At 72.1% G+C, this 25550-nt stretch carries 24 protein-coding genes and 1 tRNA gene; 9 read left to right on the top strand and 16 right to left on the bottom strand.

The features are described 5' to 3' along the window. Positions 1-109 precede the first annotated feature (109 nt). On the bottom strand, positions 110-1564 hold the full coding sequence (locus tag ACIRPH_RS02585) for an MFS transporter (RefSeq protein WP_402908403.1): 1455 nt from the start codon (positions 1562-1564) through the stop codon (positions 110-112). Positions 1565-1698: 134 nt separating this feature from the next. On the opposite strand from ACIRPH_RS02585, the gene ACIRPH_RS02580 reads away from it, so the two are divergent. Next, positions 1699-2196 (top strand): DUF523 domain-containing protein, encoded by a 498-nt coding sequence (locus ACIRPH_RS02580; protein ID WP_402908401.1) that lies wholly within the window; start codon positions 1699-1701, stop codon positions 2194-2196. 100 nt (positions 2197-2296) lie between these two features. Here ACIRPH_RS02580 and ACIRPH_RS02575 read toward each other — a convergent pair whose 3' ends face one another. Beyond that, positions 2297-3433: a serine hydrolase domain-containing protein gene (locus tag ACIRPH_RS02575; RefSeq protein ID WP_402908399.1), complete on the bottom strand. Its 1137-nt coding sequence runs from the start codon at positions 3431-3433 to the stop codon at positions 2297-2299. Between the two features lie 128 nt (positions 3434-3561). On the opposite strand from ACIRPH_RS02575, the gene ACIRPH_RS02570 reads away from it, so the two are divergent. Then, positions 3562-4101 carry a helix-turn-helix transcriptional regulator gene (locus ACIRPH_RS02570; RefSeq protein ID WP_402908397.1) on the top strand — a complete coding sequence of 180 codons (540 nt, stop codon included), beginning with the start codon at positions 3562-3564 and terminating at the stop codon, positions 4099-4101. Between the two features lie 152 nt (positions 4102-4253). On the opposite strand, the gene ACIRPH_RS02565 is transcribed toward ACIRPH_RS02570, so the two are convergent. Beyond that, complete coding sequence (locus ACIRPH_RS02565; protein ID WP_402908395.1) at positions 4254-4802, bottom strand: dihydrofolate reductase family protein; 549 nt, start codon at positions 4800-4802, stop codon at positions 4254-4256. A gap of 89 nt (positions 4803-4891) precedes the next feature. Further along, positions 4892-5815: a helix-turn-helix domain-containing protein gene (locus ACIRPH_RS02560; RefSeq protein ID WP_402908393.1), complete on the bottom strand. Its 924-nt coding sequence runs from the start codon at positions 5813-5815 to the stop codon at positions 4892-4894. 200 nt (positions 5816-6015) lie between these two features. On the opposite strand from ACIRPH_RS02560, the gene ACIRPH_RS02555 reads away from it, so the two are divergent. After that, positions 6016-6089: transfer RNA gene (locus ACIRPH_RS02555), tRNA-Pro, on the top strand. Between the two features lie 238 nt (positions 6090-6327). Here ACIRPH_RS02555 and ACIRPH_RS02550 read toward each other — a convergent pair. From ACIRPH_RS02550 to ACIRPH_RS02530, 5 genes are all read right to left on the bottom strand, one after another. Further along, complete coding sequence (locus ACIRPH_RS02550) at positions 6328-6786, bottom strand: carboxymuconolactone decarboxylase family protein (protein WP_402908391.1); 459 nt, start codon at positions 6784-6786, stop codon at positions 6328-6330. Then, the gene (locus ACIRPH_RS02545) at positions 6783-7181 is read right to left on the bottom strand and encodes an N-acetyltransferase (protein ID WP_402908389.1); all 399 of its coding nucleotides are present in this window, start codon (positions 7179-7181) and stop codon (positions 6783-6785) included. Before ACIRPH_RS02545 ends, ACIRPH_RS02550 begins: the two co-directional genes overlap by 4 nt. 144 nt (positions 7182-7325) lie before the next feature. After that, positions 7326-8429 (bottom strand): LLM class flavin-dependent oxidoreductase, encoded by a 1104-nt coding sequence (locus ACIRPH_RS02540; RefSeq protein ID WP_402908387.1) that lies wholly within the window; start codon positions 8427-8429, stop codon positions 7326-7328. A 301-nt stretch (positions 8430-8730) separates the two neighbouring features. After that, positions 8731-9198 (bottom strand): MarR family winged helix-turn-helix transcriptional regulator, encoded by a 468-nt coding sequence (locus tag ACIRPH_RS02535; protein WP_402908385.1) that lies wholly within the window; start codon positions 9196-9198, stop codon positions 8731-8733. Positions 9199-9492: 294 nt separating this feature from the next. Continuing rightward, the gene (locus tag ACIRPH_RS02530) at positions 9493-10479 is read right to left on the bottom strand and encodes a DUF5996 family protein (RefSeq protein WP_402908383.1); all 987 of its coding nucleotides are present in this window, start codon (positions 10477-10479) and stop codon (positions 9493-9495) included. A gap of 545 nt (positions 10480-11024) precedes the next feature. On the opposite strand from ACIRPH_RS02530, the gene ACIRPH_RS02525 reads away from it, so the two are divergent. The 3 genes from ACIRPH_RS02525 (at position 11025) to ACIRPH_RS02515 (ending at position 12699) form a co-directional block, all read left to right on the top strand. Then, complete coding sequence (locus tag ACIRPH_RS02525; protein WP_402908381.1) at positions 11025-11681, top strand: hydrolase; 657 nt, start codon at positions 11025-11027, stop codon at positions 11679-11681. A gap of 438 nt (positions 11682-12119) precedes the next feature. Continuing rightward, the gene (locus ACIRPH_RS02520; protein ID WP_402908379.1) at positions 12120-12428 is read left to right on the top strand and encodes a GNAT family N-acetyltransferase; all 309 of its coding nucleotides are present in this window, start codon (positions 12120-12122) and stop codon (positions 12426-12428) included. After that, entirely contained in the window at positions 12421-12699 is a 279-nt protein-coding gene (locus ACIRPH_RS02515; RefSeq protein ID WP_402908377.1) for a (4Fe-4S)-binding protein, read from the top strand. Before ACIRPH_RS02520 ends, ACIRPH_RS02515 begins: the two co-directional genes overlap by 8 nt. Before the next feature lie 137 nt (positions 12700-12836). Here the strand turns inward: ACIRPH_RS02515 and rox are convergent, their stop codons facing one another. The 5 genes from rox to ACIRPH_RS02490 all read right to left on the bottom strand — a co-directional run bounded on the left by rox (position 12837) and on the right by ACIRPH_RS02490 (position 19840). Then, on the bottom strand, positions 12837-14276 hold the full coding sequence (gene rox / locus ACIRPH_RS02510; protein ID WP_402908375.1) for a rifampin monooxygenase: 1440 nt from the start codon (positions 14274-14276) through the stop codon (positions 12837-12839). 601 nt (positions 14277-14877) lie between these two features. Next, the gene (locus ACIRPH_RS02505) at positions 14878-16704 is read right to left on the bottom strand and encodes a DEAD/DEAH box helicase (RefSeq protein WP_402908373.1); all 1827 of its coding nucleotides are present in this window, start codon (positions 16702-16704) and stop codon (positions 14878-14880) included. 14 nt (positions 16705-16718) lie between these two features. Further along, the gene (locus ACIRPH_RS02500) at positions 16719-18155 is read right to left on the bottom strand and encodes a hypothetical protein (RefSeq protein ID WP_402908371.1); all 1437 of its coding nucleotides are present in this window, start codon (positions 18153-18155) and stop codon (positions 16719-16721) included. Positions 18156-18238: 83 nt separating this feature from the next. Beyond that, positions 18239-18931, bottom strand: a complete 693-nt coding sequence (locus tag ACIRPH_RS02495; RefSeq protein ID WP_402908369.1) for a hypothetical protein — start codon at positions 18929-18931, stop codon at positions 18239-18241. Between the two features lie 36 nt (positions 18932-18967). Next, a complete protein-coding gene (locus tag ACIRPH_RS02490) occupies positions 18968-19840 on the bottom strand; it encodes a hypothetical protein (RefSeq protein ID WP_402908367.1) in 873 nt (290 codons plus the stop codon). Positions 19841-20889: 1049 nt separating this feature from the next. Between ACIRPH_RS02490 and ACIRPH_RS02485 the strand changes: the two genes are divergently transcribed. Next, positions 20890-22014: a DNA cytosine methyltransferase gene (locus ACIRPH_RS02485; protein ID WP_402908365.1), complete on the top strand. Its 1125-nt coding sequence runs from the start codon at positions 20890-20892 to the stop codon at positions 22012-22014. On the opposite strand, the gene ACIRPH_RS02480 is transcribed toward ACIRPH_RS02485, so the two are convergent. After that, positions 21970-22461 carry a very short patch repair endonuclease gene (locus ACIRPH_RS02480; protein ID WP_402908363.1) on the bottom strand — a complete coding sequence of 164 codons (492 nt, stop codon included), beginning with the start codon at positions 22459-22461 and terminating at the stop codon, positions 21970-21972. The genes ACIRPH_RS02485 and ACIRPH_RS02480 overlap by 45 nt on opposite strands. 134 nt (positions 22462-22595) lie before the next feature. After that, the gene (locus tag ACIRPH_RS02475; protein WP_402908361.1) at positions 22596-23585 is read right to left on the bottom strand and encodes a DUF5937 family protein; all 990 of its coding nucleotides are present in this window, start codon (positions 23583-23585) and stop codon (positions 22596-22598) included. 168 nt (positions 23586-23753) lie between these two features. Between ACIRPH_RS02475 and ACIRPH_RS02470 the strand changes: the two genes are divergently transcribed. Further along, entirely contained in the window at positions 23754-24107 is a 354-nt protein-coding gene (locus ACIRPH_RS02470; protein ID WP_402908359.1) for a cupin domain-containing protein, read from the top strand. Positions 24108-24381: 274 nt separating this feature from the next. Further along, on the top strand, positions 24382-25503 hold the full coding sequence (locus tag ACIRPH_RS02465; RefSeq protein ID WP_402908357.1) for an NAD(P)-binding domain-containing protein: 1122 nt from the start codon (positions 24382-24384) through the stop codon (positions 25501-25503). Positions 25504-25550: the final 47 nt, after the last annotated feature.

Below are 25550 nucleotides of genomic sequence, written 5' to 3'. Positions count from 1 at the left end.
CCCGCGACCGCCGGGCGTCCCGCACGCACAGGGGGAGCCCCTCCGACGGAGGGGCTCCCCCTCGCCGTGTGCCGGGGCGTCCCCGGGAGCGCCGCCGGGCCGGGCGCGGTCAGGAGTCGGAGGGCAGCCGGCGCACGTTGCTCGGCGGGACGAACTTCCCCGACTCCCCGCTCGGCCTCGGGTAGGGCAGGCGGGTGCCGTCCCGCGCGGTGCGGGCCGAGGCCTCCATGGCGGGCGCGCCCGGAAGCGGCCGGTTCGCGCTCTCGTCCATGCGCCACACCACCACGAGTCCCACCACTCCCGCGATCATCAGCAGCCAGGCCGGGGAGTAGAGGTTCCCGGTGGACTGCACGAGTGACTCCGCGATCAGCGGCGTGGTGCCGCCGAACAGCGCCACCGACACGTTGAAGCTGATCGCCAGGGCGCCGTAGCGCACCTTGGTGGGGAAGAACGCGGGCAGGGTGGAGGGGGCCGCGCCGGAGAAGTGCACCAGGGTCACCGCCAGCACCGCCATGCCCAGGGCGACGGTCCACACGCCGGCCTGCTGCAGCAGCCAGAACGCGGGCAGGGCCAGCAGGATCGAGAGGAGGCTCCCGGAGGCGAGGACGGGCCTGCGCCCCACCCGGTCGCTGAGGCGCCCGAACTGGGTGACCCCGACCAGCATCAGCACCATGGCGGCCAGGGTCATGACCAGTGCGAGCGCGGGGCTGTAGCCGAGCTCGGCCTCCAGGTAGGTGGGCATGTACGCGGTCACCATGTAGTTGTTGACGTTGAAGACCATCACGAGTCCGATGCACAGGAGGATGGTCCGCCACTGGCCGACGATCGTCTCCCGGAGCTGGCCCTTGCGGTGCCCGCCCTCGGCGTCCTTGGCGAAGCCGTCGGTGTTCTGGTCGAAGACCGGGGTCTCCTCCAGTTTGAGCCGCAGGTAGAGGCCGATGCCGCCCAGCGGCAGGGCGAGCAGGAAAGGGATGCGCCAGCCCCAGGCGAGCATGCCCTCCGACCCCAGCGCCAGGGTCATCAGGGTGACGATGCCGGCGCCGCCGACGTAGCCGCTGACCGTGCCGAACTCCAGCCAGGAGGACAGGAACCCGCGGCGCCGGTCGGGTGCGTACTCGGCGATGAAGGTGGTGGCGCCGCCGTACTCGCCGCCGGTGGAGAAGCCCTGGAGCATGCGGGCGACCAGCAGCAGGACCGGCGCGGCGACGCCGATCGTGGCGGCCGACGGGATGAGCCCGATGGAGAAGGTGCTCACGGCCATGAGCAGCATGGTGAAGGCGAGGACCTGCTTGCGGCCGATCCGGTCCCCGAGGGGGCCGAAGAACAGGCCGCCCAGGGGGCGGACCAGGAAGGCGGCGGCGAACGTGGTGAAGGTGGCGATGAGCTGCACGCCCTGGGTCTGCGACGGGTAGAACACCAGGCCGATGGTGACGGCCAGGTAGCTGTAGACGCCGAAGTCGTACCATTCGGTCGCGTTGCCGATCGCGGCGGCGGTGACGGCCTTCCGGGTCGTCCTGTGGTCCGTCTCCAGGGTCTGCCGGCCCTGAGGCTGTGACTCGCTCACGTCTCCCCCTCGGTGAGTCCACCCAAGTGACACCCAAAGCACCAGGTTAGTCACTTTTCGTGATCAACTCGTGCGGTTCGGCCGTGTCGCGGCCGGGGTAGCGTGGCAGCGCGGGGAGAGCGGAGGGGTGGCCCATGCGCAAGGTACTGGTCAGCGCCTGCCTGATGGGGCGCAAAGTGCGCTACGACGGGCGTTCCAAGACGATCGGGGACGACCGGGTCGCGCGCTGGCGGGAGGAGGGGCGGCTCGTGGTGCACTGCCCGGAGATCGCCGGCGGACTGCCCGTGCCCCGCCCGCCCGCGGAGATCGAGCCCGGTGCGACGGCGGCCGACGTGCTCGCCGGTCGGGCGCGCATCCTCACCCCCGAGGGCGCGGACGTGACCGAGCACTTCGTGCGGGGCGCCCGCGCGGCCCTCGCCACCGTGCGGGAGCACGGGGTGGAGGTGGCGGTCCTCAAGGAGTCCAGCCCGTCCTGCGGGTCACGCCAGGTGTACGACGGGACCTTCGGCGGGCGCAAGCTGGCGGGCGCGGGGGTGACGGCCCAGCTGCTGAGGGACCACGGCGTCGCGGTCTTCAACGAGGAGGAGGTCGCCGAGGCGGCCGGGTACCTGGACGCCGCCGAACGCGCCTGAGGGCCTGGGCCCCCGCTGCGGCGCCGGGCCCGTTCCGGTGGAGGGGGCCGCGCCGGACGGCGCCGCTCGGGGGCCGGGATGCCGTCCGTCGGGGCGCCCCTCATGCGTGCCAGGCCCTCAGGAGCCGCGCCATGAGCCGGAAGGGGACGGCCTGCCCCCTGGTCTGGTCGACGGTTCCGGCCAGGTGCAGGTCCAGTTCGGGGCAGTGGAAGAGCCACGTCCCGGTGGTCCCCGAGTGGCCCACGAGGGTGACGGGGCGGCCCACCGGGGACGCGAGCCGGCCCACGGTGAAGAACATGGTGCCCAGGCCGTACCGGAGGACGGGGATGTTGCGCAGCCGGTTGCGCCGCTCGGTGAGCGCGGCCAGGGAGCGGGCCTCCCCGAGGAGTTCTCCGCCGAGCAGCGCCCTCTGGAAGGCGAGGAGGTCCGCGGTGGTGCTGAACAGGTCGTTGGAGGAGGCGATCAGCGAGTCCAGCCGGACGGGGCGCCGCCCCCGGTGGAGGGGCGAGGGCTCGGCGGTCGCCGGGTCCGGCGGGCGGTGCCCCGGGAGCCAGGTGCGGGCCAGGCCGAGCGGGGAGAGGACGCGTTCGGTGAGCAGGTCGGCGAACGGTCGGCCGGTCACCGTCTCCACGATGCGGATGAGCAGCTGGAACCCGGTGTCGGAGTAGCGGGCCCTCTGTCGGGGCGCGGCGAGGTCCTGCGGCGCGAAGTGGGGGCGCTGCAGTTCGCGCGTGGTCCGCACCGTGTCCTCGAACGTCCAGGCCAGGTCCCGGCCCCGGGCGAGGTGTTCGTACAGGCTCGGGCCGCCCCGGCGCCTCTCGAAGTGGTCGGGCAGCCCCGACGTGTGGCTCGCCAGGTGGCGGACCGTGATCGCGGACGTGTGGTCCGTGCCCCGGAGGACGTGGAGCCCGGTGCGTGACTCCGAGGGCAGGTACCGGACGATCGGCGCGTCCAGGTCGAGTTCGCCGCGCTCGTGCGCCTGGAGCACCAGGGTGACGATGAACCGCTTGGTGACGCTCGCGACGAAGAACGGGGTGTCGGGGCGCTGAGGTCGGTCGTCGGCGGGCCCGGAGGCGGCGGACCAGCGCAGTCCGCCGTCGCCGCTCGCGAGGGCGAGGTTGGCGTGGTGGACGCCGGGTCGCGCGACGAGGTCCTCCAGCAGGCGCGTCAGTCGGTCGTCGACGCCGGGGCGCACCCGGTTGTCCCGGGCGCGGGTGGTGGCGGGCGGTGGTGTCACGCGGGCTCCTGGTGTGCCGGGGGCGGCCCGTCGCCGTGCCTGCGGCGTCCGGGGCCGGGTGGGGGACCGAGGGTCTCTATATGTCTATTAGACATGTCTATGAGAGTCAACGGGTCTACACTCGCCCCATGGCCCACGTGATCCTCGGACTGCTCCTGATCGCCCCGCAGAGCTTCTACGACCTCATCAAGGGGTTCGAGGCCGGCGTCGCGCTCTTCTACAGCGCCAGCTCCGGCAGCATCAGGCGCGCGCTCGACTCCCTGCTCGCCCGGGGGGCCATCGAGGTCGCCAGCGTCGAACCCGGGGGCCGGGGCCGCAAGGTGTACCGCGTGACCGACGCCGGCCGCGAGGAGTTCCGCGCCTGGATGACGGGGGAGCCGACCGGGTCCGACCTGGAGGCCGCGGCGCTGTCCAGGCTCTTCTTCCTCGGACTGCTGGAACCGGGCGAACGCGCGCCGGTCCTGCGCCGCGTCACGGCGCGCATCGAGACCGACCTCGCGGCCCTCTCCCGCCTCGACGGGCACCTCGACGCGACGGACGTCGCCGAGGAGCACCGCGACATCGTCGCCCACCAGCGCGCGGCGCTCGACTACGGCATCGCCTCGCACCGGTTCATGCTCGACTGGTTCCGCGCCCACGCCGACCGGCAGGAGCGGTCGGACCGCTGAGGCCGAGCCGTCCCCGGCCGGGGGCGCATGCGCCCCCGGCCGGCGGGGCGTCCGCGCGCAGGCGTTCACCGGGTGTCCGCACCACCACGGTCACCACCGGTTCCACACCGCGATCAGCGGCCACCCCGCCCCCGCGTCACCGGCCTCTCGGGTCAGTGCGCCCGGGGTCGGACGACCTCGTACCGGGCGCAGGCGAAGTCCCCGGCGCGGTGGACCTCCACGACCCGGAGGTCGACCCGGCCGGCCAGGAGCGGAGCCCCCGATCCCAGGGTGACGGGCGCGATGGACACGATCACCTCGTCGAGCAGTCCGAGCTCCGCGAACCGTCCGGCGATCCCGCCCCCGCCGACCACCCACACGTCGCGTCCGCCGGCGGCCCCGACCATCTCCGCGTGCAGGTCCCGCAGCTCCCGGTCGCTGTCGGCGCTCGCGAAGCGCAGGTCGCCCTCGACGCGGGGCAGGTCGCGGTGGGTGAGCACCCAGGAGGGGATGTCGTAGGGCCACGCCTCGTCCCCCTCGTGGCGCAGGATCCACTCGTAGGTGTGGGCGCCCGAGACCAGCGCCCCCACGTTCTTCATGAAGTCGGCGTGCTCGGTGTTCGCCTCCCCCGAGTCCGCGGCGAACAGCCACTCCAGGGAGTGGTCGTCGGTGGCGATGAACCCGTCGAGGCTGGTCGCGGTGTTGTAGATCGTCCTGGTCATGTTCTTCCTCCGTGGTGCCGCCGCCCGGGGCGGCGGCCGTCGTGCCGGTCCCCGCGCCCCGGCGGTGCACGGGGGCCGGGGGTCCGGGCCTACTTGTCGTGGTGGCGTCCCTGGAGCCACTCGATGGGGTCGCCGTGGTCCGCCTCCAGGCCCGCGGAGCGCAGCATCTGCCGGACGAGCTGCCTGCGGTGCGCGGAGAAGGTCAGGACGTGGGCGACGACGCTGCCGATGACGAAGCTCTCCGGCGGGTCGCACAGGGCGTCCACCAGGCGGTCGCCCCAGGCGCCGCGGCGGCCGATGTCGTTGACGGCCGCGATCCACCGCGCCGCCGCGTCCTCGTGCCGTTCGAGGAGCGCCGCGGGATCGTCCGCACCCCGTTCGGGCTGGTCGGCGGCCTCGATCGAGGCGAGCCACATCTCCTTCGCCCGCACCAGGTGTTCGAGGACGGCCGCGATCGACTCCTCGGGGCCGTCCCACGCCAGGACGGTGCTCCCGGGGGCGCGCACCTCCCGGTAGACCTCCTCGGGGAGCGACGCGGCGAGGCGGAGCAGGTGGGCGGTGTCGTCGACGTCGTGGTGGATCTGGAGGGCGAGGACGTCCATGCCGGTGTCCTTCTTCGGGTTCTCCTCGATCCACAGGTGGATCGGGGGGTGGAAGTGGATGCCGTTCGGTGCGGGCAGCCACGTGGTGCTCCCCGGCGTGGTGGCCCCGGGAGGGTGCCCGTAGGCGCGCCCGAAGGCGCGGATGAAGCCCTCGACGGACTGGTAGCCCGCGGCGAACGCGGCATCGGTCACGGTGCTCCCCTGGCCGATCTGCCAGGCCGCGCGCTCCAGGAGGACCCTGCGGCGGAGGGCGACCGGGGCCTCCCCGGTGTCGCGGGTCATACGGCGTGTGAAGTGGAACGGGGAGGCGAACGCGTGCTCCGCCATGTCGGTGAGGCGAGGGTTCTCCTCGTCCAGGACGGCGTCGAGCAGTTCCCGGAGACGGTCCCGTCCGGAGGTGGACTCGGTCATGTGACCAGTATGTTCCGGGCGTCGCCGGGTTCGCCTGACCGAACTTGCCCTCCCCGCGCGCGGCGGTGGTCCCGGCCGAGCCGCGCGGGCGCCGGCGGGGGAGCGCCCGCGGGGCGGGAGGCGTCGTGGTGCGGACGTCCCGGCGGATGCGGTAGAGTCTTCTCCGTCGGCGGGGCCGGAGACGGCGCCCGCCCAGCGGCCGGGACGTAGCGCAGTTTGGTAGCGCACTTGACTGGGGGTCAAGGGGTCGTGGGTTCAAATCCCGCCGTCCCGACAGAGAAGTAGCAGGTCGATGAGGGGTCCACCATCAGGTGGGCCCCTCGCTGCGTTCCCGGTGGGGCGGGAGCGGGGCTGTAACCGGGGGACGCGGGCCGTCGTCCCACGTCGTGGGGGACGGCGGACGCCCGTGTCCCCCGGGATCCTCCCGGCGGGCGGTGGGAGAGGCCCGTCTCCCACCGCCGTGGCGCCCTGGAGGGGCCGTGGGCCGCCACGGCGGTGGGAACCGCCTCCTCCTACCGGCGGAGCACCGGGTGCCCGCTCGCGATCGAGATGCGGTTGAACGCGTTGATGAGAGTGGTCGTCCACTCCACCGCGGAGATCTGGGCGGTGGTCAGATGGGCCGCCGCACGGGCGTTGAGGGCCTGTCGGTCGATCGTCGGATCGATCACGGTCAAGGACTCCGCCAGCTCCAGCGCGGCCCTCTGCTCCTCGGTGAACGACGCCACCTCGCGCCAGGCCGGCAGCACGTCCAGGGTGCTCTGCGCCACGCCTGCCTTGCGCGCCTTGGAGGAGTGGATCCCCAGGCAGGTCGGACACCCGTTGATCTGGGACACCCGGAGGTTGATCAGTTCGAGGGTGTCGTCGCCCAGACCGGCCTCCCGTGCCGCTGAGCGGGAGGCCGCGGCCGCCTTGAGCATCGCCCCGTAGACCTCGGGGTGCTCCTTGTCGATGTAGGGGCGCTCAGCGCTCATGCGTCACCCCTGCCCTTGACCGTCTCCTCGACCAGGGCGAGGTCGGCCGGCCTCGGCCGGCGGACCCGTCCGCCTTCGGCCGCGTACTCGTCGCCGTGCTTGCGCAGGTGCCCGGCGAAGAGCGGGCACACGGGGACGACGGTGAGGTTCCTGCGGATGCTGTCGGCCAGCGCCTCGGCCACCAGCAGTCCGGCCAGGCCCCGGCCGCCGAACTCCGGTGCGACCTCGGTGTGGAAGAAGACGCGCTCGCCGGGCGCCCCGGGCGGGTCGACGAAGTCCGCGCGTCCGGCGAGGGCGCCGTCGTCCAGCCTCACGGTGTAGGCGCTGACGGCGCGCGTCTCGTCCAGAGCGACGTGGACGACGGCTCCGGTTCTGTCGGTTCTTGGCTCGCTCATGGCGGATCTCTCTGGTGGGAACGGTGTTCGGCTCGGTCGGTGGGGGACGGGGCGGCGCCCCGGCTCGGGCGGGACGGGCGCCGGCACCCCGGCGGGCTCGGGCGGGGCGGACGGGAACCCGCCGCGCCGGTTCGCCGTCGCGCTTCAGCCCGCCGCTGTCGCGGAGGCCTCCTCGGCCTCGCGGGCGGCGAGCAGTGAGGCGTGCGTGGGCGCGTCGGGCACGTGTTCCGGCCGGTTCTTGGAGAACTCCTCCCTCAGGACCGGCACGACCTCCTCGCCGAGGATGTCGAGCTGCTCCAGCACGGTCTTCAGGGGGACCCCGACGCCGTCGACGTTGAACAGCTGGCGCTGGTAGTCGCCGAAGCTCTCACGGAAGGTGAGGGTCTTGTCGATGACCTGCTGGGGGCTGCCGACGGTCAGCGGGGTCTCGTCCATGTACTGCTCCAGCGACGGTCCGCCGCCCATCTGGGGGGAGCGGTCGAAGTAGGGGCGGAACTCCCGTACGGCGTCCTGGGAGCTGGGCCGCATGAAGACGTGGCCGCCGACGCCGACGACGGCCTGTTCGGGGGTGCCGTGGCCGTAGTGGGCGTAGCGCCTGCGGTAGAGGCCGATCAGCTTCTGGAAGTGCTTCCTGGGCCAGAAGATGTTGTTGGCGAAGAAGCCGTCTCCGTAGTAGGCCGCCTGTTCGGCTATCTCCGGCGAGCGGATGGAGCCGTGCCAGACGAAGGGGGGAACGCCGTCGAGCGGGCGCGGCGTGGAGGTGAAGGACTGCAGCGGGGTGCGGAAGCGGCCCTCCCAGTCGACGACGTCCTCGCGCCAGAGCTTGCGCAGGAGGGCGTAGTTCTCGATGGCGAGGTCGATGCCCTGGCGGATGTCCTTGCCGAACCAGGGGTAGACCGGGCCGGTGTTGCCGCGGCCCGTCATCAGGTCCACGCGCCCGTCGGCCAGGTGCTGGAGCATGGCGTAGTCCTCCGCGATCTTCACCGGGTCGTTGGTGGTGATCAGGGTGGTGGCCGTGGACAGGATGATCCGCTCGGTGCGCGCCGCGATCCAGCCGAGCATGGTGGTCGGGGACGAGGGCACGAACGGCGGATTGTGGTGCTCGCCGGTCGCGAACACGTCCATCCCGACCTCTTCGGCCTTCTGGGCGATGGTGACCATCGCCTTGATCCGCTCGTGCTCGGTCGGCGTCCGGCCCGTGGCGGGGTCCTGTGTCATGTCACCGACGGTGAAGATCCCGAACTGCATCGCACCCATCTCCGTGTGGTCGCTGTGTCGACGGCCCTGACGACCGCGGCGCCGGGCGTGGCCGCTCCGCTTCGGCGTCGTCGTCATTCGGTTGATCAGTCAACTACCGTACTCGAAATTAAGTTGATTCATCAACAAAAACGGCGCTCGCTGCCGGGCGATCCCTGCTCGGCCCCGCCGGACGTGCTGTCCGCACGGCCGCGTCGGGGCCGCCCGGTTCCCTGCCGCCGGGCGTGCCGGGGGCGGGGTGCGGCTCCTCGCGGGCGCAGGGCCGTCCCCTCGGGGGCTCGGCGCCGCCCGCTCAGTCCGGCTGTTTCTCCATGTGGTCCGAGACGCGCTGGGAGAGCCGGGCGAACGTGCTGAGCTGGTTCGGGGTCAGGGCGTCGACGAACAGGCGCCGGACGTGCTCCACGTGCAGGGGTGCGGCGTCCTCGATCGCCTTGTAACCGGCCGGGGTGGCGACGACGAACGCTCCGCGGGCGTCGTCGGGGCATTCCTCCCTGGCCACGAGCCCGCGCTCGGCCATCCGCCTGACCTGGTGGGACATCCGGCTCTTCTCCCAGTTCACGAGGTTGGCCAGCTCCAGGAGGCGCAGCTTCCCGTCACTCGTCGCGGTGAGGCTGACGAGCACGATGTAGTCGGAGGCGGACATCCCGGAGTCGGCCTGGAGGAGACGGGACAGCCGCCCGATGAGCGTCTCCTGCATGTGGATGAAGCTGTCCCAAGCGGCCTTCTCCTCCGCCTCCAGCCAGCGTGGCGTCTCGTTCATGGGCGCAGTGTAACGAAGAAGTTGACGTCTCATCCACGTGAGCTGGAAGGACGGTGGAGCGGCCCTCCGCCGGCCGGTGGGCGCCGTGCCCCGGGCCGCCGCGGTTCGGGACCGCCCGGTTCAGGGGGCGAGAGCCCGCGGTGGACCCGCCGCCGGTCGACGGCGGGCCATGTCCTCCGCCTCCCCGCGGACGGCGGGTGCCGCCCCTCCTCCGGGGGCGGCACCGCGGGGCGGTGCGTGCGGCCGCTCTCCGGGCCGTCCGCGCCGAACCTCCTGGAACGCGGGCGGGACCTATCAGCGGGGGCCGGCGGTCCGGCCCGGTCGGACACCGTCGTCTCCTCGGGACGCAGGGGTCTTGTGCCACCGGAAGGGGTCGTCCTCCAGGGCGGGGCGGTCCCAGCGTCCGAGGTCCGCGGCGGCTTCGTAGGTGGTGCGGAGGAACTCGGCGACCGCGTGGTCGGGGTCGGGCGCGGCGCGGACGGCCTCGTACGGCAGCAGGAACTGCTGGAACTCGGTGCTGAAGTACGCGCCCTCGGGGCCGACCGGCTGATCGGCGAACCCTTCCGGGCCGGGGTAGGCGTAGGAGTAGAAGGCGCCTTCCTCGCCACCGCCGGGCCAGAACCCGCAGCTGGACAGTTCCCGGGAGTAGCCCTCGACCATGACCCAGTCCCCGCAGTTGGGCGCTCCGCCCGGGTGGGGCGGGGCCGACCGCCCCGAGAAGCGGGTGCAGGCCAGGTCCATCGCCCCCCAGAAGAAGTGCACCGGGCTGACCTTGCCGACGAAGTGTGACCGGAACTCGCCGATCACCCGGTTCGCCTGCAGCAGCTGACGCCAGAACAGGGTGGCCGCCTCGCCGTCGTAGGAGGCGTGCTCGTGGTCCTCGGCGAAGGGGATCGCCGGCTCGACCTCGTTGGGCTGCGGCCGGATCGGCGCCTCGATCCCGAGCCGGTCGAGCATGTCCAGGACCCGGGCGTAGAACTCGGCGACCGGCATCGGCCGCAGCGGGAGGCTCTGCGTGCCGCCGTCGCTGCTGCGGACCTCCAGCCGGTGGCCGACGAAGTCGAACTCGATCTCGAAGGCCCCCGTGCGGTACGGGACGGCCGACGTCGTCAACCCGCGCGGGCTGACGTAGAGGGTCACCTGCCACCAGTGGTTGATCAGCGGAGCGTGGGCCATGCGGATCTTGCCCACGATCTGGGTCCACATGTGCAGGGTGTCGCGTGTGGGGGTCCAGTCCGAGACCCGCAGGCTCGGCCAGTTCGTCTTCGACGGGCTGGTCATCGGCTCTCGCTTCCTTCGCCGTGCCGCCGGAGGGCGGAGGCGGTCGTGTTCGTGTTCTGCGGACGGGCGCCCCGGCCCCTCGTCCCTCCCGGGCGGAGGGGCCTCGGCTGTGTCGGTTCTCGCCACACCCTCACGGCGACCGGGGCGTCCGCATGGGCGGCGCCCCGCGTCCCCGGGACGGGCGCCCCCGATGGTAGTTGATGCATCACCGGAACGGTAGGTGATGGATCAACTCGCCGGGCGGGGATCTGCCTCCGGGGGGCGGTGGCGGAGGTCGGCCTCATTTGGTTGACACATCATCCAATGGTGCTAATTTGGTTGACGCATCACCTCATTGGTGGGGATGTGCCGCCACTGCGGCGAAGGGCCGTCCCCCTGCGGAGGTCGCCCCGGTCCGCGGAGCCGTGCCGACCGGTGCCGCGCGTCGTCGGCCGGTCCGGTCCCCGGGGCTCCGGTGCGGGCGCGTGTGCCCGTGTCGCCCGCGTAGGGATCGACGGTGTCCCGGCCGAACCCCCAGCACACGAGAACCTTGAGAGGAACCCCCTGTGAGCACCGAAGCCAAGAACGGACTTCAGGCACTGCTGACGCCCGAGGAGAGCGTCGTCGTCCTGATCGACCACCAGCCGTTCCAGTTCACCAACCTGAACAGCCACGAGCCGTCGATGGTCGTCAACAACACCGTCGGCCTCGCCAAGGCCGCCAAGGTGTTCGACGTCCCGACCATCCTGACGACGGTGCTGGAGGAGCGCGGCGGCTACCTCATCCAGGCACTGCAGGACGTGTTCCCGGAGCAGAAGCCGATCGACCGCACGTTCATCAACACCTGGCAGGACGAGCGCGTCGTCGACGCCGTCAAGGCGACCGGCAGGAAGAAGCTGATCATCGCCGGTCTCTGGACGGAGATCTGTGTGGCCATGCCGGCGATCCAGGCGGCGGGCGAGGGCTTCGAGGTCTTCGTCGTCACCGACGCCTCGGGCGGCATCTCGGCGGAGGCCCACGACATGGCCGTGCGGCGCATGGTCCAGGCCGGCGTGGTACCCATCACCTGGCTGGCCGTGGCGGGGGAGTGGCAGCGCGACTGGGCCCGCGAGGAGACCCTGCCGGGCATGATCGAGGTCCAGACGCAGTACGCCGGAGCCACCGGCATCGCCTTCGCCTGGGAGACGCAGCTGCTGGCCGGCCGCGCCGGAAGCGGCGTCTGACACGACCGCGGAACGGACCCGGTCCGCATCGGCTGGGCGGGTGCTCGGGGGCACGGGTCCGGTTCCAGGGGATGTCCGGCCGTGAGCCGGGCGGATCCGGAACGGGGCGCGGAGGATCGCGGTGTCACCGCCGGAACCGTCGTGCGGAGGGCTCGCCCTTCCGCGGGCGAAGGCCCTCGCCGCCGGATGGCGGGGCCGAACGCTGCCGTGGCGACGGGTCGCCGGGTTCTCCGGCGACCCGTCCTGCCCTGCCCGGGGCTCGGGGGCGGCGGAGGCGGCGGAGGCGGCGGCCGGCGTCCCCGGTCCGCCCGCCCGGGCGGGTGATGCCCCGGTCCCGCCGGGGGCGGCGGCCCTGCCGGCACGCTGCAGGAACACGTTGATGAATCATCTTTGCCGGGCCGGTGTGACGCCCGGCCCGCCGATCGAGGAGGAGGCCGTATGGCAGTCGAAGTGAGCGATGCGCCCGAGGCCAAGCGCTACGAGGCCCGCGTCGACGGGGAGACCGGGGTCGCGGGCATCGCGGGATACATCCGCACGGCGGAACTCGTCGCGTTCGTGCACACCGAGGTCGAGCCGGAGTACGAGGGGAGGGGGGTCGGGTCCGCGCTGGCCCGCACCGCCCTCGACCAGGCGCGGGCCGCGAACCTGCGGGTGCTCGCGACCTGCCCCTTCTTCGCGGGCTGGATCGCCCGGCACCCCGAGTACCAGGACCTGCTGTACCAGTCCCGGAGCAGGGTCAGTGACTGAACGGTCGGACACGGCGGACACGGGGGCCGGTACGGGCGGAGGCCCCGGGAAGAAGACGTACGAGGGGCGGTCGGTCGCGGTCACCTTCGAGGCCGGTCTCTGCCGGCACGCGGCCGAGTGCGTCCGGGGCCTGCCCGAGGTGTTCGACACGGCTCGGCGCCCGTGGATCCGGCCGGACGGCGCCACCGCCGACCGACTGGTCGAAGTGGTGCGGCGCTGCCCTTCGGGCGCGCTGCGGTACCGGCTCGCCGACGGCGGAACGGGGCCCTGAACGGACCCGCGCGGACCACGCGCGGTCCGATCGGAGGGCCGACCCCGCGCGGCGGGCTGAGCGCGGACACGCCGCGGGGGCCCGTCCGAGGACGGGCCCCCGCGGTCGTTCCCGGCTGGGGGACGGCCGCCGCCGGATCAGTCCGAGGCGGCGCCGAACCACCTCGACAGCGGGCCTGCCAGCTCCCGCTGGTCCTCGCCGACCCACGCCACGTGCCCGTCCGGCCTCAGCAGCACGGCGGGCGCGTCCGGTTCCCCGCCGGTGTCCGCGACGTGGTCGACGCGGTCGGCCCAGCCCCGGACGGAGAGCCGCCCGGTCCGGTCCAGGAGCAGCCCCCGGCCCCCGTGCATCAGCTCGTACAGGCGGCCGCCCCGTCCCAGCTCCACGTCGCGCATCCGCCTGCCGAGCAGCTCGTGCCCCTCGCCGAAGTCGTAGCGGACGTCGACCGCGGTGATCATGCCGGTCACGTACCGGTTGACCTCCTCGAAGTCCATCAGCCGCGAGAACAGCCCCCGCAGCGCCGCCGCACCCGGGCCGGCGCCCAGCATCGTGATCTGCGCGCGGGTGTTGTCCAGCACGCGGGCGCCGACCGGGTGCCTCTCCTCGTGGTAGGTGTCCAGCAGCCCCTCCGGCGCCCGGCCCCCGACCGAGGCGGCCAGCTTCCAGCCGAGGTTGAACGCGTCCTGCACACCCAGGTTGAGCCCCTGCCCGCCGGTGGGCGGGTGGATGTGCGCCGCGTCCCCGGCCAGCAGCACCCGGCCCTCCCGGTAGCGCTCCGCCTGCCGGGTGGCGTCGCCGAAGCGGGACAGCCAGCGCGGCGAGTGCACGCCGAAGTCGGTGCCCGCGAAGGCCCGCAACTGCCGCTTGAAATCGTCGAGGGTCGGCGCGGCCGCGCGGTCCTCGGCCACCCCCTCGGCGGGCACGATGACGCGGTGCACCCCCTCGCCCTCCTCGGCGGCGGGGGCGAGGCCGAACCGCAGCTGGGTCCGGTGGACCTTCGCGACGGCGGCGGCGATCACCTCCGGATCCGCGGCCACCTCCATGGCGCCCAGCAGCGTCTCGACCTCGGCGGGCTCGCCGGGGAAGCCGATCCCGACCAGCTTGCGCACCGTGCTGCGCCCGCCGTCGCACCCCACGAGGTAGCGCGAGCGCAGGCGGGTGCCGTCCGCCAGCTCGACGTCCACCCCGTCCCCGTCCTGCTCCAGGCCGACCACCTCGCAGCCGCGCCGGATCCTCGTGCCCAGTTCGAGGGCGCGCTCCTCCAGCAGCCGCTCGGTGACCGGCTGCGGGGTGGCGAGACCGTACGGGTGGGCCGTGTCCAACCGCTCCGGCCACGGCTTGGTGACGCCCCCGAAGAGGCCGCCGACCCGGAACTTCTCGCTGACCGCGAGGAACCGGTCCAGCAGACCGCGCTGGTCCATCACCTCGACGCTGCGCGCGTGCAGGCCCTGCCCCCGGGAGTGCCCGGTCGGCTCGGTCAGCTTCTCCAGCACGAGCGTGTCAACGCCGTGCAGCCGCAGCTCACCGGCCAGCATCAGGCCGGTCGGCCCACCGCCGACCACGATCACGTCGATCATGAATGCCCCTGTCCCTCGTCATGGCGTCCCGGCCGCCGGCAGCTCCTGGGGGCGCCCGCCACCGACCGCCTTCCCCGCCGGTGCGGCGTCCGCGCGAGCCCCGCCCGACCTGCGACGGCACACGCGTGCCGTGGTTGCCGGAACCGTGTGCTCCGTCCACGAGCGATGATTCTGCGGCACGACCCGGGTCTTGCCGCAAGCCCCCCGGTGCGCTATACGTTGAGAGTGGAAGGACGTATTTTTCCTTCCCCGCCGGTCCGACACGGAGGTGCGGCCCCCTCCCGAGCCGGTGACGCGGGCCCCTCCCCGGCCACGCGGATTCCCTCCGGGCCCTCTGCTCTCCTCCTACCCCTTCCGCCATGGCCGGTTGCGCCCGGAGGCAGGCGTGCGAGCCGGGGGACGCCTTCTCCCGCCCTCGCGCGGGGGCGGGTCGACCCCTGCGCGTTCCAGCGGCGTCGTGCCTCCGTATCCGCGACCTGGCACGGGCCCGGGAGGCGCGTCGTCGCCTCCCGGGCCCGTGCCCGTCACGCAGCGTTCTGCACAGTGAACCAGCTGGGTATCCGCGCTGGCGGGCCCTGCGCTCGGCCCAGTCGGGGCCGCCTCACTGCCGGAGGTCCCCGTGCAGGTGCCGCATCAGGGTTTCCATGTCCGAGCGCTCCAGCCCGGCCGGCGCGGCGGGTTCGTCGGCCAGGTCCGCGAGCTGTTCGACCCCGGGGTCGTCGAGGACCGCCCCCATGAAGCGCAGCTTGGCGGCGAGGCGCTCCTCGATGACTTCGTCGATCGTCTTCTCCGCGATCAGGATGCGCACGTTCGTCTCCGTGCCGGGTGCCAGGCCGAGGCGGTGGATCCGGTCCAGGCTCTGCAGGAACCGGCCGGCGGTGAAGTCCCGGTCCACGTACACGGCCTCATGGCAGACCTGGTGGAGGCTGATGCCCTCACCGAGAGTCGCGGGGTTGGACAGCAGGACGAGGCAGTCGGGGTCCTTGCGGAACCTGTCGATCTGCTCGTCGCGGTCAGCGGTGCCGCCGTGGACGACGGCGGGAGCGCAGTCGGCCAGCATCTTCTCGAGCGTGGTCAGGCTGCGGACGAACGTCGACCACACGATCGTCTTCCGGCCCCGTGCGGCGTTCGCGCGCACGATCTTGCAGGCCTCCTTGTACTTCGGGGAGTCCTCGTAGCGGGGGAGGTTGTCCATCATCTGCCTGAGGGTCGGGTTCTGCGGCACCTCCAGGCGGGGGAGGTCGTAGGGCAGGGGCTCGTACTTGCTCCCGCCTTCCGACAGCAGGGCGGGGGAGGCCGCGGCCATGATCAGGTACATGGAGACACGGCCGTACTTCTCCAGGCCTTCGCTGCCCTGGCCGCTGCCCGCCGCCCGGAGGCCCTCCTCTCCGGCGATCGCCGAGTAGAGCTCCCGGTGCCAGTCGTCGAGGCGGACGCGGACGACACGGGGGTCGAGGGGGGGAAGGCCGAGCTCCTGCTTGGTCGTTCGGCAGAAGAACGGCTTGAGGATCGCGCTGGCGTCGCGCAGGCTGCGGTCGGCGATGGCGCGTTCGACCGTCCGCCCCCCCTGGCCGGGCCAGACGAAGGAGAAGAGGCTCTGCAGGTCCTTGGCGCCGTTGGGCGCCGGCGTGCCGCTGAGGGCGAGCCGGCGCCGCGCGAGCGGCCCCAGGGCCAGGCACACCGCCCCGTAGACGCCCTGCGCACCGCGCTTCATCCGGTGCGCCTCGTCCAGGACCAGCATGGACGGTTCCGCGCTGAGCCACTTCGCCAGCGCGTCCTGGCTGCCGGCGAGGCGCTCGTAGTTGATGACCACGATCTCGGCCAGCGGGTCCAGCATCCCGCTGTCGGCGATGTGGACGACGGGAGGCTTCTCGAAGCACAGTTCCACCTCCTCCGTCCAGCTGCCGTGGGCCGACTTCGGGGCCACGACGAGCATGCGGAGGACCTCGCCACGGTTCCGCGAGGCGTGGAAGTCAGCCAGGGCGACACGAGTCTTCCCGGCACCGGGGACGCTGAAGTTGGCGCCGTGCCCCATGGAGAGGAGCCTGCCGATGTCCCTTCTCTGGAAAGAGGTCAGGGGGGCCAGCCAACCGGGGTCGAGCAGGCCGTCGACGTCATCGGCGCAGACCTCGGAGGGGGAGGAGCCGTCATTGCTGAGCCTCGCCTTGGCTTCCTTCGCCTCGCGTGCGGAGTCCCGTACGAGGTTGGCGACCGCAGTGTCCCAGCGGACATCCTTCGAGGGCCAGATCTTCAGCGACTGGACGCTGGAGAGGAAGTTGTCGAGGGGGACATGGACGATCTCGGGGGACTGGTAGGAGGAACCGCGGAAACGGTGGGTCAGCCGACTGAGGTCGGCCGTGTGGGAGGCGTCCGCTTCCAGGACCACGGTGGTGCCGGACGGGGAGAGCCTGATGGCGAGAGTAGGCACGGGAGAGTCTTCCTTCACAGGTCCGCGACCGCGTCCTGCAGCCAGGACAGTCCGGGGCCGGGCTCCTCCACACCGCGGGAGGCGACGCGGGAGAGCTTCTTCAGGGCGGTGGCGAGTTCCAGGAGCGACTCGTCCAGAGCACGGTGCTCCATGAGGTCCTGGCTGCGCGCCTGGGAGGCCTGCTGCGTCGACTCGCTGACGAGCTTGGCGGCTTCCTGGAGGGTCTTGGCCGCAGCGCTCTTGCGCTTGGCGCGGCGGTCCACCCACTCGGCTTCGTGCACCCCCTGCTCGACCGCCTCCTTCACCTGTTCGAGCACGGTGCGGGCTTCGGAGGCCTCCTCAGCGGTCAGCTGGGAAGCGGCGGCCTGCCTCGCCCTGGCCCGGAGGACCCGATCGGTGAAGGCGCGTGCGCGCAGGGTGTCCGGTTCGTCCCCCAGGAGGGGCAAGTCCTCGCCGAGGTCGAGCCCGGGCAGGGAGAAGGCCTCATCCACGGGCTTGCCCGACTGGGCGAACTCCTCGCCCAGTTTGGGGACGAGGTAGGCGTTGTGGAAGTCGTGGCCGACATAGCGGACCTTGGTCTTGGCGGTGCCCAGGACGATGGCGAGCAGCCGGTTCTCCCGCAGTGCTTCGGCCTTGCCCGTGTCGGTTGCCTTGTGGTAGCTGCGGTGCAGTTCCGACAGGGTCTCCTGGTGGCCCTCGAAGTCCATCAGGCGCAGGCTGGTCGTGCCCCCTCCGCCGAGCTCGCCCCGGCTCCGCTCGATCGCGTCGGAGATGAACTCGTAGACCCAGAGGTCCCGCTCGATCATTTTCGGCGTGGTCCGGAAGTCCTTCCCCAGTTCCTGGGGCGTGCGTCCAGCCGAGGTCTGCTCATGGACCGCGATCAACCGGTTGATATAGGAGTAGTCGCGGCGGCGGTCCTTGCGGAGCTGCAGTTCCAGCTCGACCGCCGCGATGTCGGCCCAGGTCGCTGTGGCCGGCAGGACGGCTGCGCGGAAGACGTTCCTATTCAGATCCCTGAGGGCGGCGCACCGGGTGTTGCCGTTGACCAGGATGCCGCTCGGGGTGATGATCCCTGCGTCCTTCTGGCCGTACTCTTGCAGATCCTCCTTGAGCTTCTCGAAGTCGGGGTCCGTGGCGTCGGGGTTGTCCGGCTTGCACTGGAGGAGCCTGTGCAGGTAGTCCTGGCTTTCCTTCGACCAGGGGTCCTCCGCGAGCTTGGCGTCGAACACCGGGTCGTGGGAGCGCTGCGCGCGGATCCGGTGGGTCTCCGGGTTGTAGAGGAGGTCCTCGAGCGGCACGGTGACGACCTTGAAGTTGGCCGGCTGTCCCCGCCACTCCACCCGTACGGTCTCGGGGGCTCCATCGGCCCGGTTCGCCTCTTCAAGCCGGGCCTCTACCCTGGCGCGGACAGTGCTGCTGCCCGGGGTTTCCGCGATCTCTGCGGGGTTCATGTCTACGCCTCTTTTTCTCGTCTCGGTCCGGCCGGGGCGCGTGCTGGCCCCGGCCGGCGGGATCTTCAGACCCCAGGTTCTGCCTAGGGCTGGTTCCGCAGCCGGTCGGCCACGGACTCGCGCGAATCAGCCGGGAGGCGGCGGAACTCCGTCCAGAGCTGCTCCACCCTGCGGGGGGACCTCCTGCCGCGCCGGACCCACTGCGCGAGCTCCTCGCGCTCTTCCGCGCTGACCATGTCGAGGGCTGTCAGGACGTCGTGCAGCTGCGGGGCCGCATCCTGGGCGCCGCCGGCCTTGCACCGCTTGCACTGGGTGAGGTACCGCTGCTCCACCGACCCGTCCTCCAGGGTCTCCTTCTTGGCGCTCACGGACAGCTGCGCCGTCTCCCCCCGGCGGGAGTCGGGGTACTCCTCGCCGCCGGCGATGCCGCACACAGTGCACATGTAGTCGTCGGCGGCCATGACGGCGGCCCGCTCCTTGCTGCTGATCTCCTGCGGCGCGCTCCGACGGGCACGGGGGTCCCACACGGCGTCGCCGGTACGGACGAAGCACAGCGTGTTCAGCGGCAGGCCGGGGTCTTCGCGGTTGGTGTTGATGACCCACCCGTTGGCCCTGAGGTCGCGCATACGGCGGTCGACCTGCTCGACCCCGGGAAACGCGTCCCGCAGCTCGGCCTTGGTGAAGAAGTTCCCCTCCCCGACCTCGTCCAGGAGCCACAGGGCGACCTTGATCCTCGTGCCGGCCCGCAGCTCCGGGTCGTTCCATACAGGGCGCATGAACGCTCTCCTTCCAGTGTCTGTGTCGTGCTGTCTCTAGTTCGCCCGGACCGCGGCTGTGCTCCAGCGGGCCGCGTGGCCGGCTTCTCCGGCACCGGCGTAGTAGGCGGCCAGCTGGTGTGCCGCCTCGCGCACGCCTGACCGCGCCGCCCGTTCGAGGAGCAGAGGCCGGATCTCCCCCTCGCCGAGGAGGCTGCTGGCGGAAGCGGCTGTCTCGACGGCCTGGCGGGCCGCGCTGAGTTTCCGCTCCTGCGGCGCCTGAACCCCCAGGAGACCGTCCGCCTCCGCGCTCCCCAGGGATTCCGCCGTCCGGAGCCAGGCCTCCCCCTCTCCGGGGTGGCTGTCGAGGAGGCGCAGCAGTGCGAGGACCAGGGCCGCCTCCGGGTCTGCCTCCGGGGAACGGGCAGCGGCAAGCAGGGTGGCACCAGCCCTCCCGTAGGCCGCTTCGTACCTGAGCTGTTCGGCGTCCTTCCGGGGGGCCTTGGCCGGAGCGGGCGGGGCAACTGCGGCTGGCTGCTGGTGCCCCTGCCGGTAGCCCCGGAACTCTACGGGCAGAGCCTGCCGCCTGAACTCCTGCCACCGGTTCCAGAGCCGGTCCGCCTCGCGGAGGTCCGGCAGGGGGTCGGCCTCGCCCGCTGTTTCCCTTGCCGCATACAGGCAGGCCAGGGTGAGGGTGTTGAACTTGGCCCGTACCGGCGGGCGGCTCAGCTTCTTGTTGAGGGTCCTGCTCAGGGTCGACCAGGAGACGCGGTGCAGGCGGTCCCGCTCACCCGTGTTGCGCTCGGCGACCTTCTCCGCAGCCTTTGCCACCTGGCTCTGCTGGAGCCCGTGTTCTGCGAGGAGCTCCGCCAGGAAGTCTGCGAAAAGGGAGGCGTCGTTGTCCCCTGGGTTCGGGGAGGAAGAGGGCATGGCTTACCTCGTGTCTGGTTTCCGTAGGGCGCTGCAGAGCCCGGAAGTCCTTCGGGAAGGCTGGTCCGGTACCTGTAGGCGTTCGGGGGAGGGGGCTCTTGTGCACCGCGTTCTGTCGGGGGTCTTGCTTTCTCGTCCGCCTGAAGGGTGAGGGGTATGCGCGCCCCCTGCCTGCGGAGGCGGACCGCCGGTGAACGCACAGGAGGAGCAAGGCATGCGGGCGGGAGGGGAACGGATCGCGTTCCACCGCCGCACGCTCTGCAGGTGACGTGGACCGACTTTACCTAGTTTTTTCGGATTTGGAAGGAGATGCGCCGGTTTTCTCTCTTGCAGTTACTTGCATTTTCTTGACTGCCTCCCGGACCGGCAGGCAAGTCTGCCGCCCCGGCGTTGTCGGCGGCGGCATGCGAAGAAGGGAGGGCTCAGGCCCCACCTTTGGGCATATTGTCCCCATATATCCCTTTTAATGTAGTTTTCTGGTGTGCCTGGGTGGTGCGAATCTGTCCGAGGGGGTCGACACCGCTGCGCGGGAAGGCCTGAAGGGAGGGTCGCCGGGCGCACCGCTGGCGGCCTCTGCTGTTGGCGGCAGGCAGACGGGAGCGCTTCTCTCCTCTCCTGTGCCGGCGGAAGTCAGGGTGCCGGCGTGCCGAAGGCCACACCCGAGGTGTGCTTCCCGACACTCCCCTGCTGGGGGCTCAGGGCTCTCCCGGCACGTCTGCGGCCTCCTCCCCGCTAGCGGTTCGACCAGCCCCCGGCTGCGGAGGGGTGCCGGCGCAGGGGAGGGAGGAGGCCTCCGCCGTTGCGCGGTACCCTTCCGGGGCACTGCGGCGGGGGCTCTGCCGGTTCTGCTCCTGCGCTCTAGCACATGCGTAGAATCGCCCCTCAGAAGCACCTCGGGTCCTGTGGGGAAACTTCTGCCGATGCACTGGCGGTTTCGCCCGCACGCCATGACACCATCGTGGTCGGAAGCGGTCTTTCCGCCGGGTGTTCGATGAGTGCAGTGCGGCCGGACCGCAGCGGTCGGCGGGGCGAGGACAGAAAGGCAGAGGATGTCGGGTAGGGAGGGCGAGTACACGTCCCTGGAGATCTGCGCCGGCGCGGGCGGGCAGGCGGTGGGGCTGCACAACGCCGGCTTCCGCCACCGGGCGCTCATCGAGGTCGACCCCCACGCCGTGCAGACGCTGCGGCACAACACCCGCAAACAGGGGTGGGAGGACTGCGAGGTCCTTGACTGGGACCTGACGGACTTCGACATGGACGCCCTCAAACAGAGTGTGCCCCCCGGTTCCCTGAGCCTTCTGGCCGGAGGTGTCCCCTGCCCCCCCTTCTCCCTGGCCGGCAAGCAGCTGGGTGAGGACGACGAACGGGACCTGTTCCCCGTCATGCTCGACATGGTGGAGGAGCTGAGCCCCCGCGCGGTGATGATCGAGAACGTGCGGGGCCTGCTCGAGCCCTTCCACAAGTTCGCCCCCTACCGGGACCGCATCCGCGCGCGCCTGGAGGAGCTGGGCTACCGGGTCCTGATGTGGAAGGTGCTGGAGGCCCGGGACTACGGCGTGCCCCAGCTCCGCCCCCGAGCGATCCTGGTCGCCATGCGAGCGGCGGAGGCAGACCATTTCCAGGCGCCCCGGGGCAGCGCGGATCCCGTCAAGGTCGCTGAAGCCCTGGACGCCACCATGAGGGCGCGCTACGCCGCCTCGGAGCGCCCCGACGCGATGGACTACTACCGCAGGTGGAAGAAGAAGGCCGAGGAACGGGACACCGTTGCCCCCACCCTGGTGGGCGGCTCGAAGAAGCACGGCGGAGCGGACCTGGGCCCCACGCGTGCCAAACGGGCCTGGGGCGAACTGGGTGTGGACGGACACGGTGTCGCCGACGACCTCGGCAAGACCAAGGACGAGGACCGGGACCTGTTCGGCGAGCGCGGGCCCAAGCTCACCGTCGCCCAGGCCGCGATCATCCAGGGCTTCCCCGAGGACTGGGAGTTCATCGGGCGCAAGACCGCCGCCTACCGGCAGGTGGGCAACGCCTTTCCGTCGCCGGTGGCCCAAGCGGTGGGTGAATCCATCATTGCCGCGCTGCGGTCTTTCGACACCGGTGCTGTGCCACCCGCTGCGCCGCCCGCGGAGCTAACCGTGCTTCCGGAGCAGCTCCAGCTCACCCTTACGGGCTGAGACGGTCTCGACGACGGCCTTGGCGCACTCGGCGGGATCCTGGTGCTCCCAGAAGCGCAGCACCAGCCATCCTGCCTCCGCCAGCTGGGAGTCGGTGTCGCGGTCGCGGCTGATGTTGCCGCGGATCTTGTCCTCCCAGTACCCGGGGTTGGTCTTGGGCGGGACGAAGTGGTCCGGGCAGCCGTGCCAGAAGCAGCCGTCCACGAACACCGCCACACGGGTGGGACGGAACAGCAAATCTGCGGTCCGCCGCATCTTGGGCAGCGGCTTGGCGGCCACCCGGTAGCGCAGGCCGACGGCGTGGACCAGCCTGCGGAGGGCGAGTTCGGGCTTGGTGTCGCGGCTGCGGTTGCCGCGCATACTGCGCCGGTTGGCGGCCGATGACGCCCACGACCCCTTCGGAGGTTTCCAGTCGGCGGCCCCGTGCGGAACTGGCGGCTCAACCACGAGTGCCTGCCCGCAGCTGTACCGGCCCCGGCGCGGCGAAACCGCTCGTGAAGGGCGTGCGGTGAGCGCCCTGTACGGAGATGTCGGAGAGTCGCACGGTGGGAAGGCTACCCGCTCCGTCAGAGCGGGGCGGGTCAGGAGCCCGCGCCGAGCAGGGCCTCGCCCAGCGGTGTGCGGGCGTGCAGCATCCGCGTCCCGTCGCGCCGGCTGTGCACCAGCTGGGCCTTCCGCAGGATCGTCAGGTGGTGTGACGCCGTGGACACGGCCGTCGCACACGCGTCGGCGACCTCCGAGGTCGACCGTGGGCCGTCCAGGGACAGCAGGGCGCGGGCCCGGCCCGAGCCGAGCAGTTCCACCAGGGCCTCCTCGACCGCCGAGCGCTCCTGCGTCCACGACGCGGAGAGCCCGAGCACGGGGTAGAACAGCGTCGGCTGCGCGGGCGGCTCGGTGAGCACCGAGCAGCGGGGCGTGCTCATGACGGAGGGCACGAGCACCACCCCGCCGCCCTCGCAGTCGACCTCCTCGCTGTGCTTGCGCATCTCGATCTCGATGGCGTCGCGGTGCCACGCGACGGAGCCGTGGAGCGAGCCGACCATCGCGGCCACCCCGTCCACGCCCACGCGGCGCACGCGCAGGTCGATGTCGGCGCTGATGAGCCGTCTGATCTGGGGCCAGTGCGGGGCCAGCGCGGCCCCCCAGACCTCCTCCCAGGCGTCCGCCACCTGGACCCGGGTCCGCTCCGGGTGGGCGAACATGTCGGCGATGATCCGGTGGCGCAGCCCCTCCGAGCGGGCGAGCACCTTGGTGAGGTCCGCCCGGACGGACTCGGCCGGCACCCTGCGCAGGCGTTCGACCTCGTCGGCCGGGGCCATGTCCCACGTCGGCGTCGAGGTGAGGAAGTCGGGGAAGTAGCCCTCCGGGCCGATCACCGTCCGCAGCACCCGGAAGGCCCCCCGCGGCATGGCCGAGCGCACCGAGCGGAGCCAGCCCCACTGGAGGGGGTGCTCCGGCGGGTTCTGGAGCACGCGGACAGCGTGGCACAGCTCGTGGCCGGGGGAGATGCCGAAACGGATGGAGGAGATGTCCGTGGCGCCGATCCGGAACCGGACCAGGTTTCGACCCATGTCGAAAGAGTAGAGGCGCACGGGGCCGGCCCGCCAGAGTGGAGGCACCGGGACAAGCCCCCCAGTAGGAACCGTGAAGATCAAGCTGCTGTACCGCTACGACCCCGCCACCGTCGGCCCCGCCGAGGTGTGGCCGGTCGTCGAGTTCGAGTTCGGAGGGTGAGGACCATGAGCGATGTGACCGTACCGGCCGTCGTGCCCGCCGGGGAGCTGCTGGTCGGCGACTCCCGGACCCTGAGGTTCGAGGGGTACCTCCACGGCTCCGGAATCTCCTTCTTCCTCGTGGACAACGACCCCGGCCAGGGCCCCGGCCTGCACCGCCACCCGTACACCGAGACGTGGACCGTCCTGGAGGGGGAGGCGACCATCACGGTGGGTGAGGAGCGGGTCGTCGCCAGGACGGGCGACACCGCCGTCGTCCGGCCCCACGTGTGGCACGGGTTCACCAACACCGGCACCGGGCGGCTGCGCCTCATGTGCGTGCACGCCTCGGACACGATGATCCAGGAGTGGAAGGACTGAAGCGCCCCCCACACGGGCGCGGCGGCGCGGGAGCATCCGCACCGCCGCACCCGTTCCCGCGCCGTGCGGGCGGTGCCGAGCTCGACGTCTTCGATCGCGCACGGGACGTGGCCCGTGCCCCGGCGCCGCCCACTTCGGAGGGGGCACCGGGCCCGCCGTGGTCGAGCCGTCCCACGTACCGCCCGGCGACCGTCCGGAGCGGGCGCAGGGGATCCGGCATGAACCGCCCGCCGCCGTTGTTGCCCCCTGACAGCGGACGACGGAAGGGACGCGGATGGCGGACGGAGAGGGACGAGCCGGGCCGGAGCTGCCGGGCTCGGCCGACGTGGTCGTCGTGGGCGCGGGACAGGCCGGCCTGTCGGTGGCCTGGCACCTGAGGCGCCTCGGGCTCACCCCGGGATCGGACCTGGTGGTCCTCGACCGGGGGCCGGGTACGGGCGGGGCCTGGCAGTTCCGGTGGGAGTCGCTGAGACTGGACACCGCGCACAAGGTCAACGACCTGCCCGGCATGGGGGAACTCGGTCTGAGCTTCGCCACCGCGGACCGGACGAGGGCGGCCAGGGAGGTCGTGGCCGACTACTACGAACGCTACGAGCAGGCGTTCGCGCTGGACGTGCGCAGACCCGTCGAGGTCACCGGGGTCCACGAGGACGGCCGCGGAGGGTTCCTCCTCACGACCGACCGGGGCGACATCGGCGCCCGGGTCCTCGTCAACGCCAGCGGGACGTGGGCACGCCCGTTCCGGCCCTATTTCGCGGGCGCCGCGGAGTTCCGGGGCACGCAGATCTCCACGACCGGCTACCGCTCCGCCGAGGACTTCCGGGGGAAACGCGTCCTCGTCGTGGGCGGGGGCACCTCCGCGGTCGGGTTCCTGCGCGAGCTGGAGGGTGTGGCGGCGGCCACGGTGTGGGCCACCCGCCGGCCCGTCGAGTTCACCGACGACCCGGAGGCGGGCGTCACGGCGGTGCGGATGGCCGACGAGGCGGCCAGGGCCGGGCGGCCGCTCCCGAGCATCGTCAGCGGCACCGGCCTCCCCGCCACCCCGGAGAACCTGGCCGCCGCCGAGCGGGGGCTCCTCGTGGCCCGGCCGATGTTCTCCTCGGTCGAACCGGACGGGGTCCGCTGGGCCGACGGGACGTTCGCCCCCGTGGACGCCATCATCTGGGCCACCGGGTTCCGGGCCGAGCTCACCCACCTGGCGCCGCTGCGCCTGCGCGAGCCCGGCGGAGGAGTCCGCGTCGAACAGGGGCGCTCGGTGCGCAACCCCCGCCTGTTCCTCGCGGGTTTCGGTCCCCAGGCGAGCACGATCGGGGCCAACCGCGCCGGTCGCACCGTCGCACGGCAGGTCGTCGCCGAGCTCCGTGCCCCCGTGGCGGATCCGGCGCCCGTCGGCTAGACAGGTCCCCGGCGCGGTACGCCCGCCGGCTCCGGTGAGGGGTGCAG

Origin of the sequence: Nocardiopsis sp. NPDC101807 (assembly GCF_044766605.1) — a bacterium.
Taxonomy (GTDB): domain Bacteria; phylum Actinomycetota; class Actinomycetes; order Streptosporangiales; family Streptosporangiaceae; genus Nocardiopsis; species Nocardiopsis tropica.
This window is presented reverse-complemented; position numbering and strand designations above follow the sequence as displayed.

Bases quoted from the DNA above. Each gene is read 5' to 3' on its own strand.
- ACIRPH_RS02565 (WP_402908395.1), bottom strand. From the start codon at position 4,802: ATGACCAGGACGATCTACAACACCGCGACCAGCCTCGACGGGTTCATC.
- ACIRPH_RS02465 (WP_402908357.1), top strand. From the start codon at position 24,382: ATGGCGGACGGAGAGGGACGAGCCGGGCCGGAGCTGCCGGGCTCGGCC.
- rox (WP_402908375.1), bottom strand. From the start codon at position 14,276: ATGATCGACGTGATCGTGGTCGGCGGTGGGCCGACCGGCCTGATGCTG.
- ACIRPH_RS02535 (WP_402908385.1), bottom strand. From the start codon at position 9,198: ATGAACGAGACGCCACGCTGGCTGGAGGCGGAGGAGAAGGCCGCTTGG.
- ACIRPH_RS02495 (WP_402908369.1), bottom strand. From the start codon at position 18,931: ATGCGCCCTGTATGGAACGACCCGGAGCTGCGGGCCGGCACGAGGATC.
- ACIRPH_RS02500 (WP_402908371.1), bottom strand. From the start codon at position 18,155: ATGAACCCCGCAGAGATCGCGGAAACCCCGGGCAGCAGCACTGTCCGC.
- ACIRPH_RS02580 (WP_402908401.1), top strand. From the start codon at position 1,699: ATGCGCAAGGTACTGGTCAGCGCCTGCCTGATGGGGCGCAAAGTGCGC.
- ACIRPH_RS02560 (WP_402908393.1), bottom strand. From the start codon at position 5,815: ATGACCGAGTCCACCTCCGGACGGGACCGTCTCCGGGAACTGCTCGAC.
- ACIRPH_RS02570 (WP_402908397.1), top strand. From the start codon at position 3,562: ATGGCCCACGTGATCCTCGGACTGCTCCTGATCGCCCCGCAGAGCTTC.
- ACIRPH_RS02530 (WP_402908383.1), bottom strand. From the start codon at position 10,479: ATGACCAGCCCGTCGAAGACGAACTGGCCGAGCCTGCGGGTCTCGGAC.
- ACIRPH_RS02545 (WP_402908389.1), bottom strand. From the start codon at position 7,181: ATGAGCGAGCCAAGAACCGACAGAACCGGAGCCGTCGTCCACGTCGCT.
- ACIRPH_RS02540 (WP_402908387.1), bottom strand. From the start codon at position 8,429: ATGCAGTTCGGGATCTTCACCGTCGGTGACATGACACAGGACCCCGCC.
- ACIRPH_RS02490 (WP_402908367.1), bottom strand. From the start codon at position 19,840: ATGCCCTCTTCCTCCCCGAACCCAGGGGACAACGACGCCTCCCTTTTC.
- ACIRPH_RS02550 (WP_402908391.1), bottom strand. From the start codon at position 6,786: ATGAGCGCTGAGCGCCCCTACATCGACAAGGAGCACCCCGAGGTCTAC.
- ACIRPH_RS02470 (WP_402908359.1), top strand. From the start codon at position 23,754: ATGAGCGATGTGACCGTACCGGCCGTCGTGCCCGCCGGGGAGCTGCTG.
- ACIRPH_RS02475 (WP_402908361.1), bottom strand. From the start codon at position 23,585: ATGGGTCGAAACCTGGTCCGGTTCCGGATCGGCGCCACGGACATCTCC.
- ACIRPH_RS02485 (WP_402908365.1), top strand. From the start codon at position 20,890: ATGTCGGGTAGGGAGGGCGAGTACACGTCCCTGGAGATCTGCGCCGGC.
- ACIRPH_RS02520 (WP_402908379.1), top strand. From the start codon at position 12,120: ATGGCAGTCGAAGTGAGCGATGCGCCCGAGGCCAAGCGCTACGAGGCC.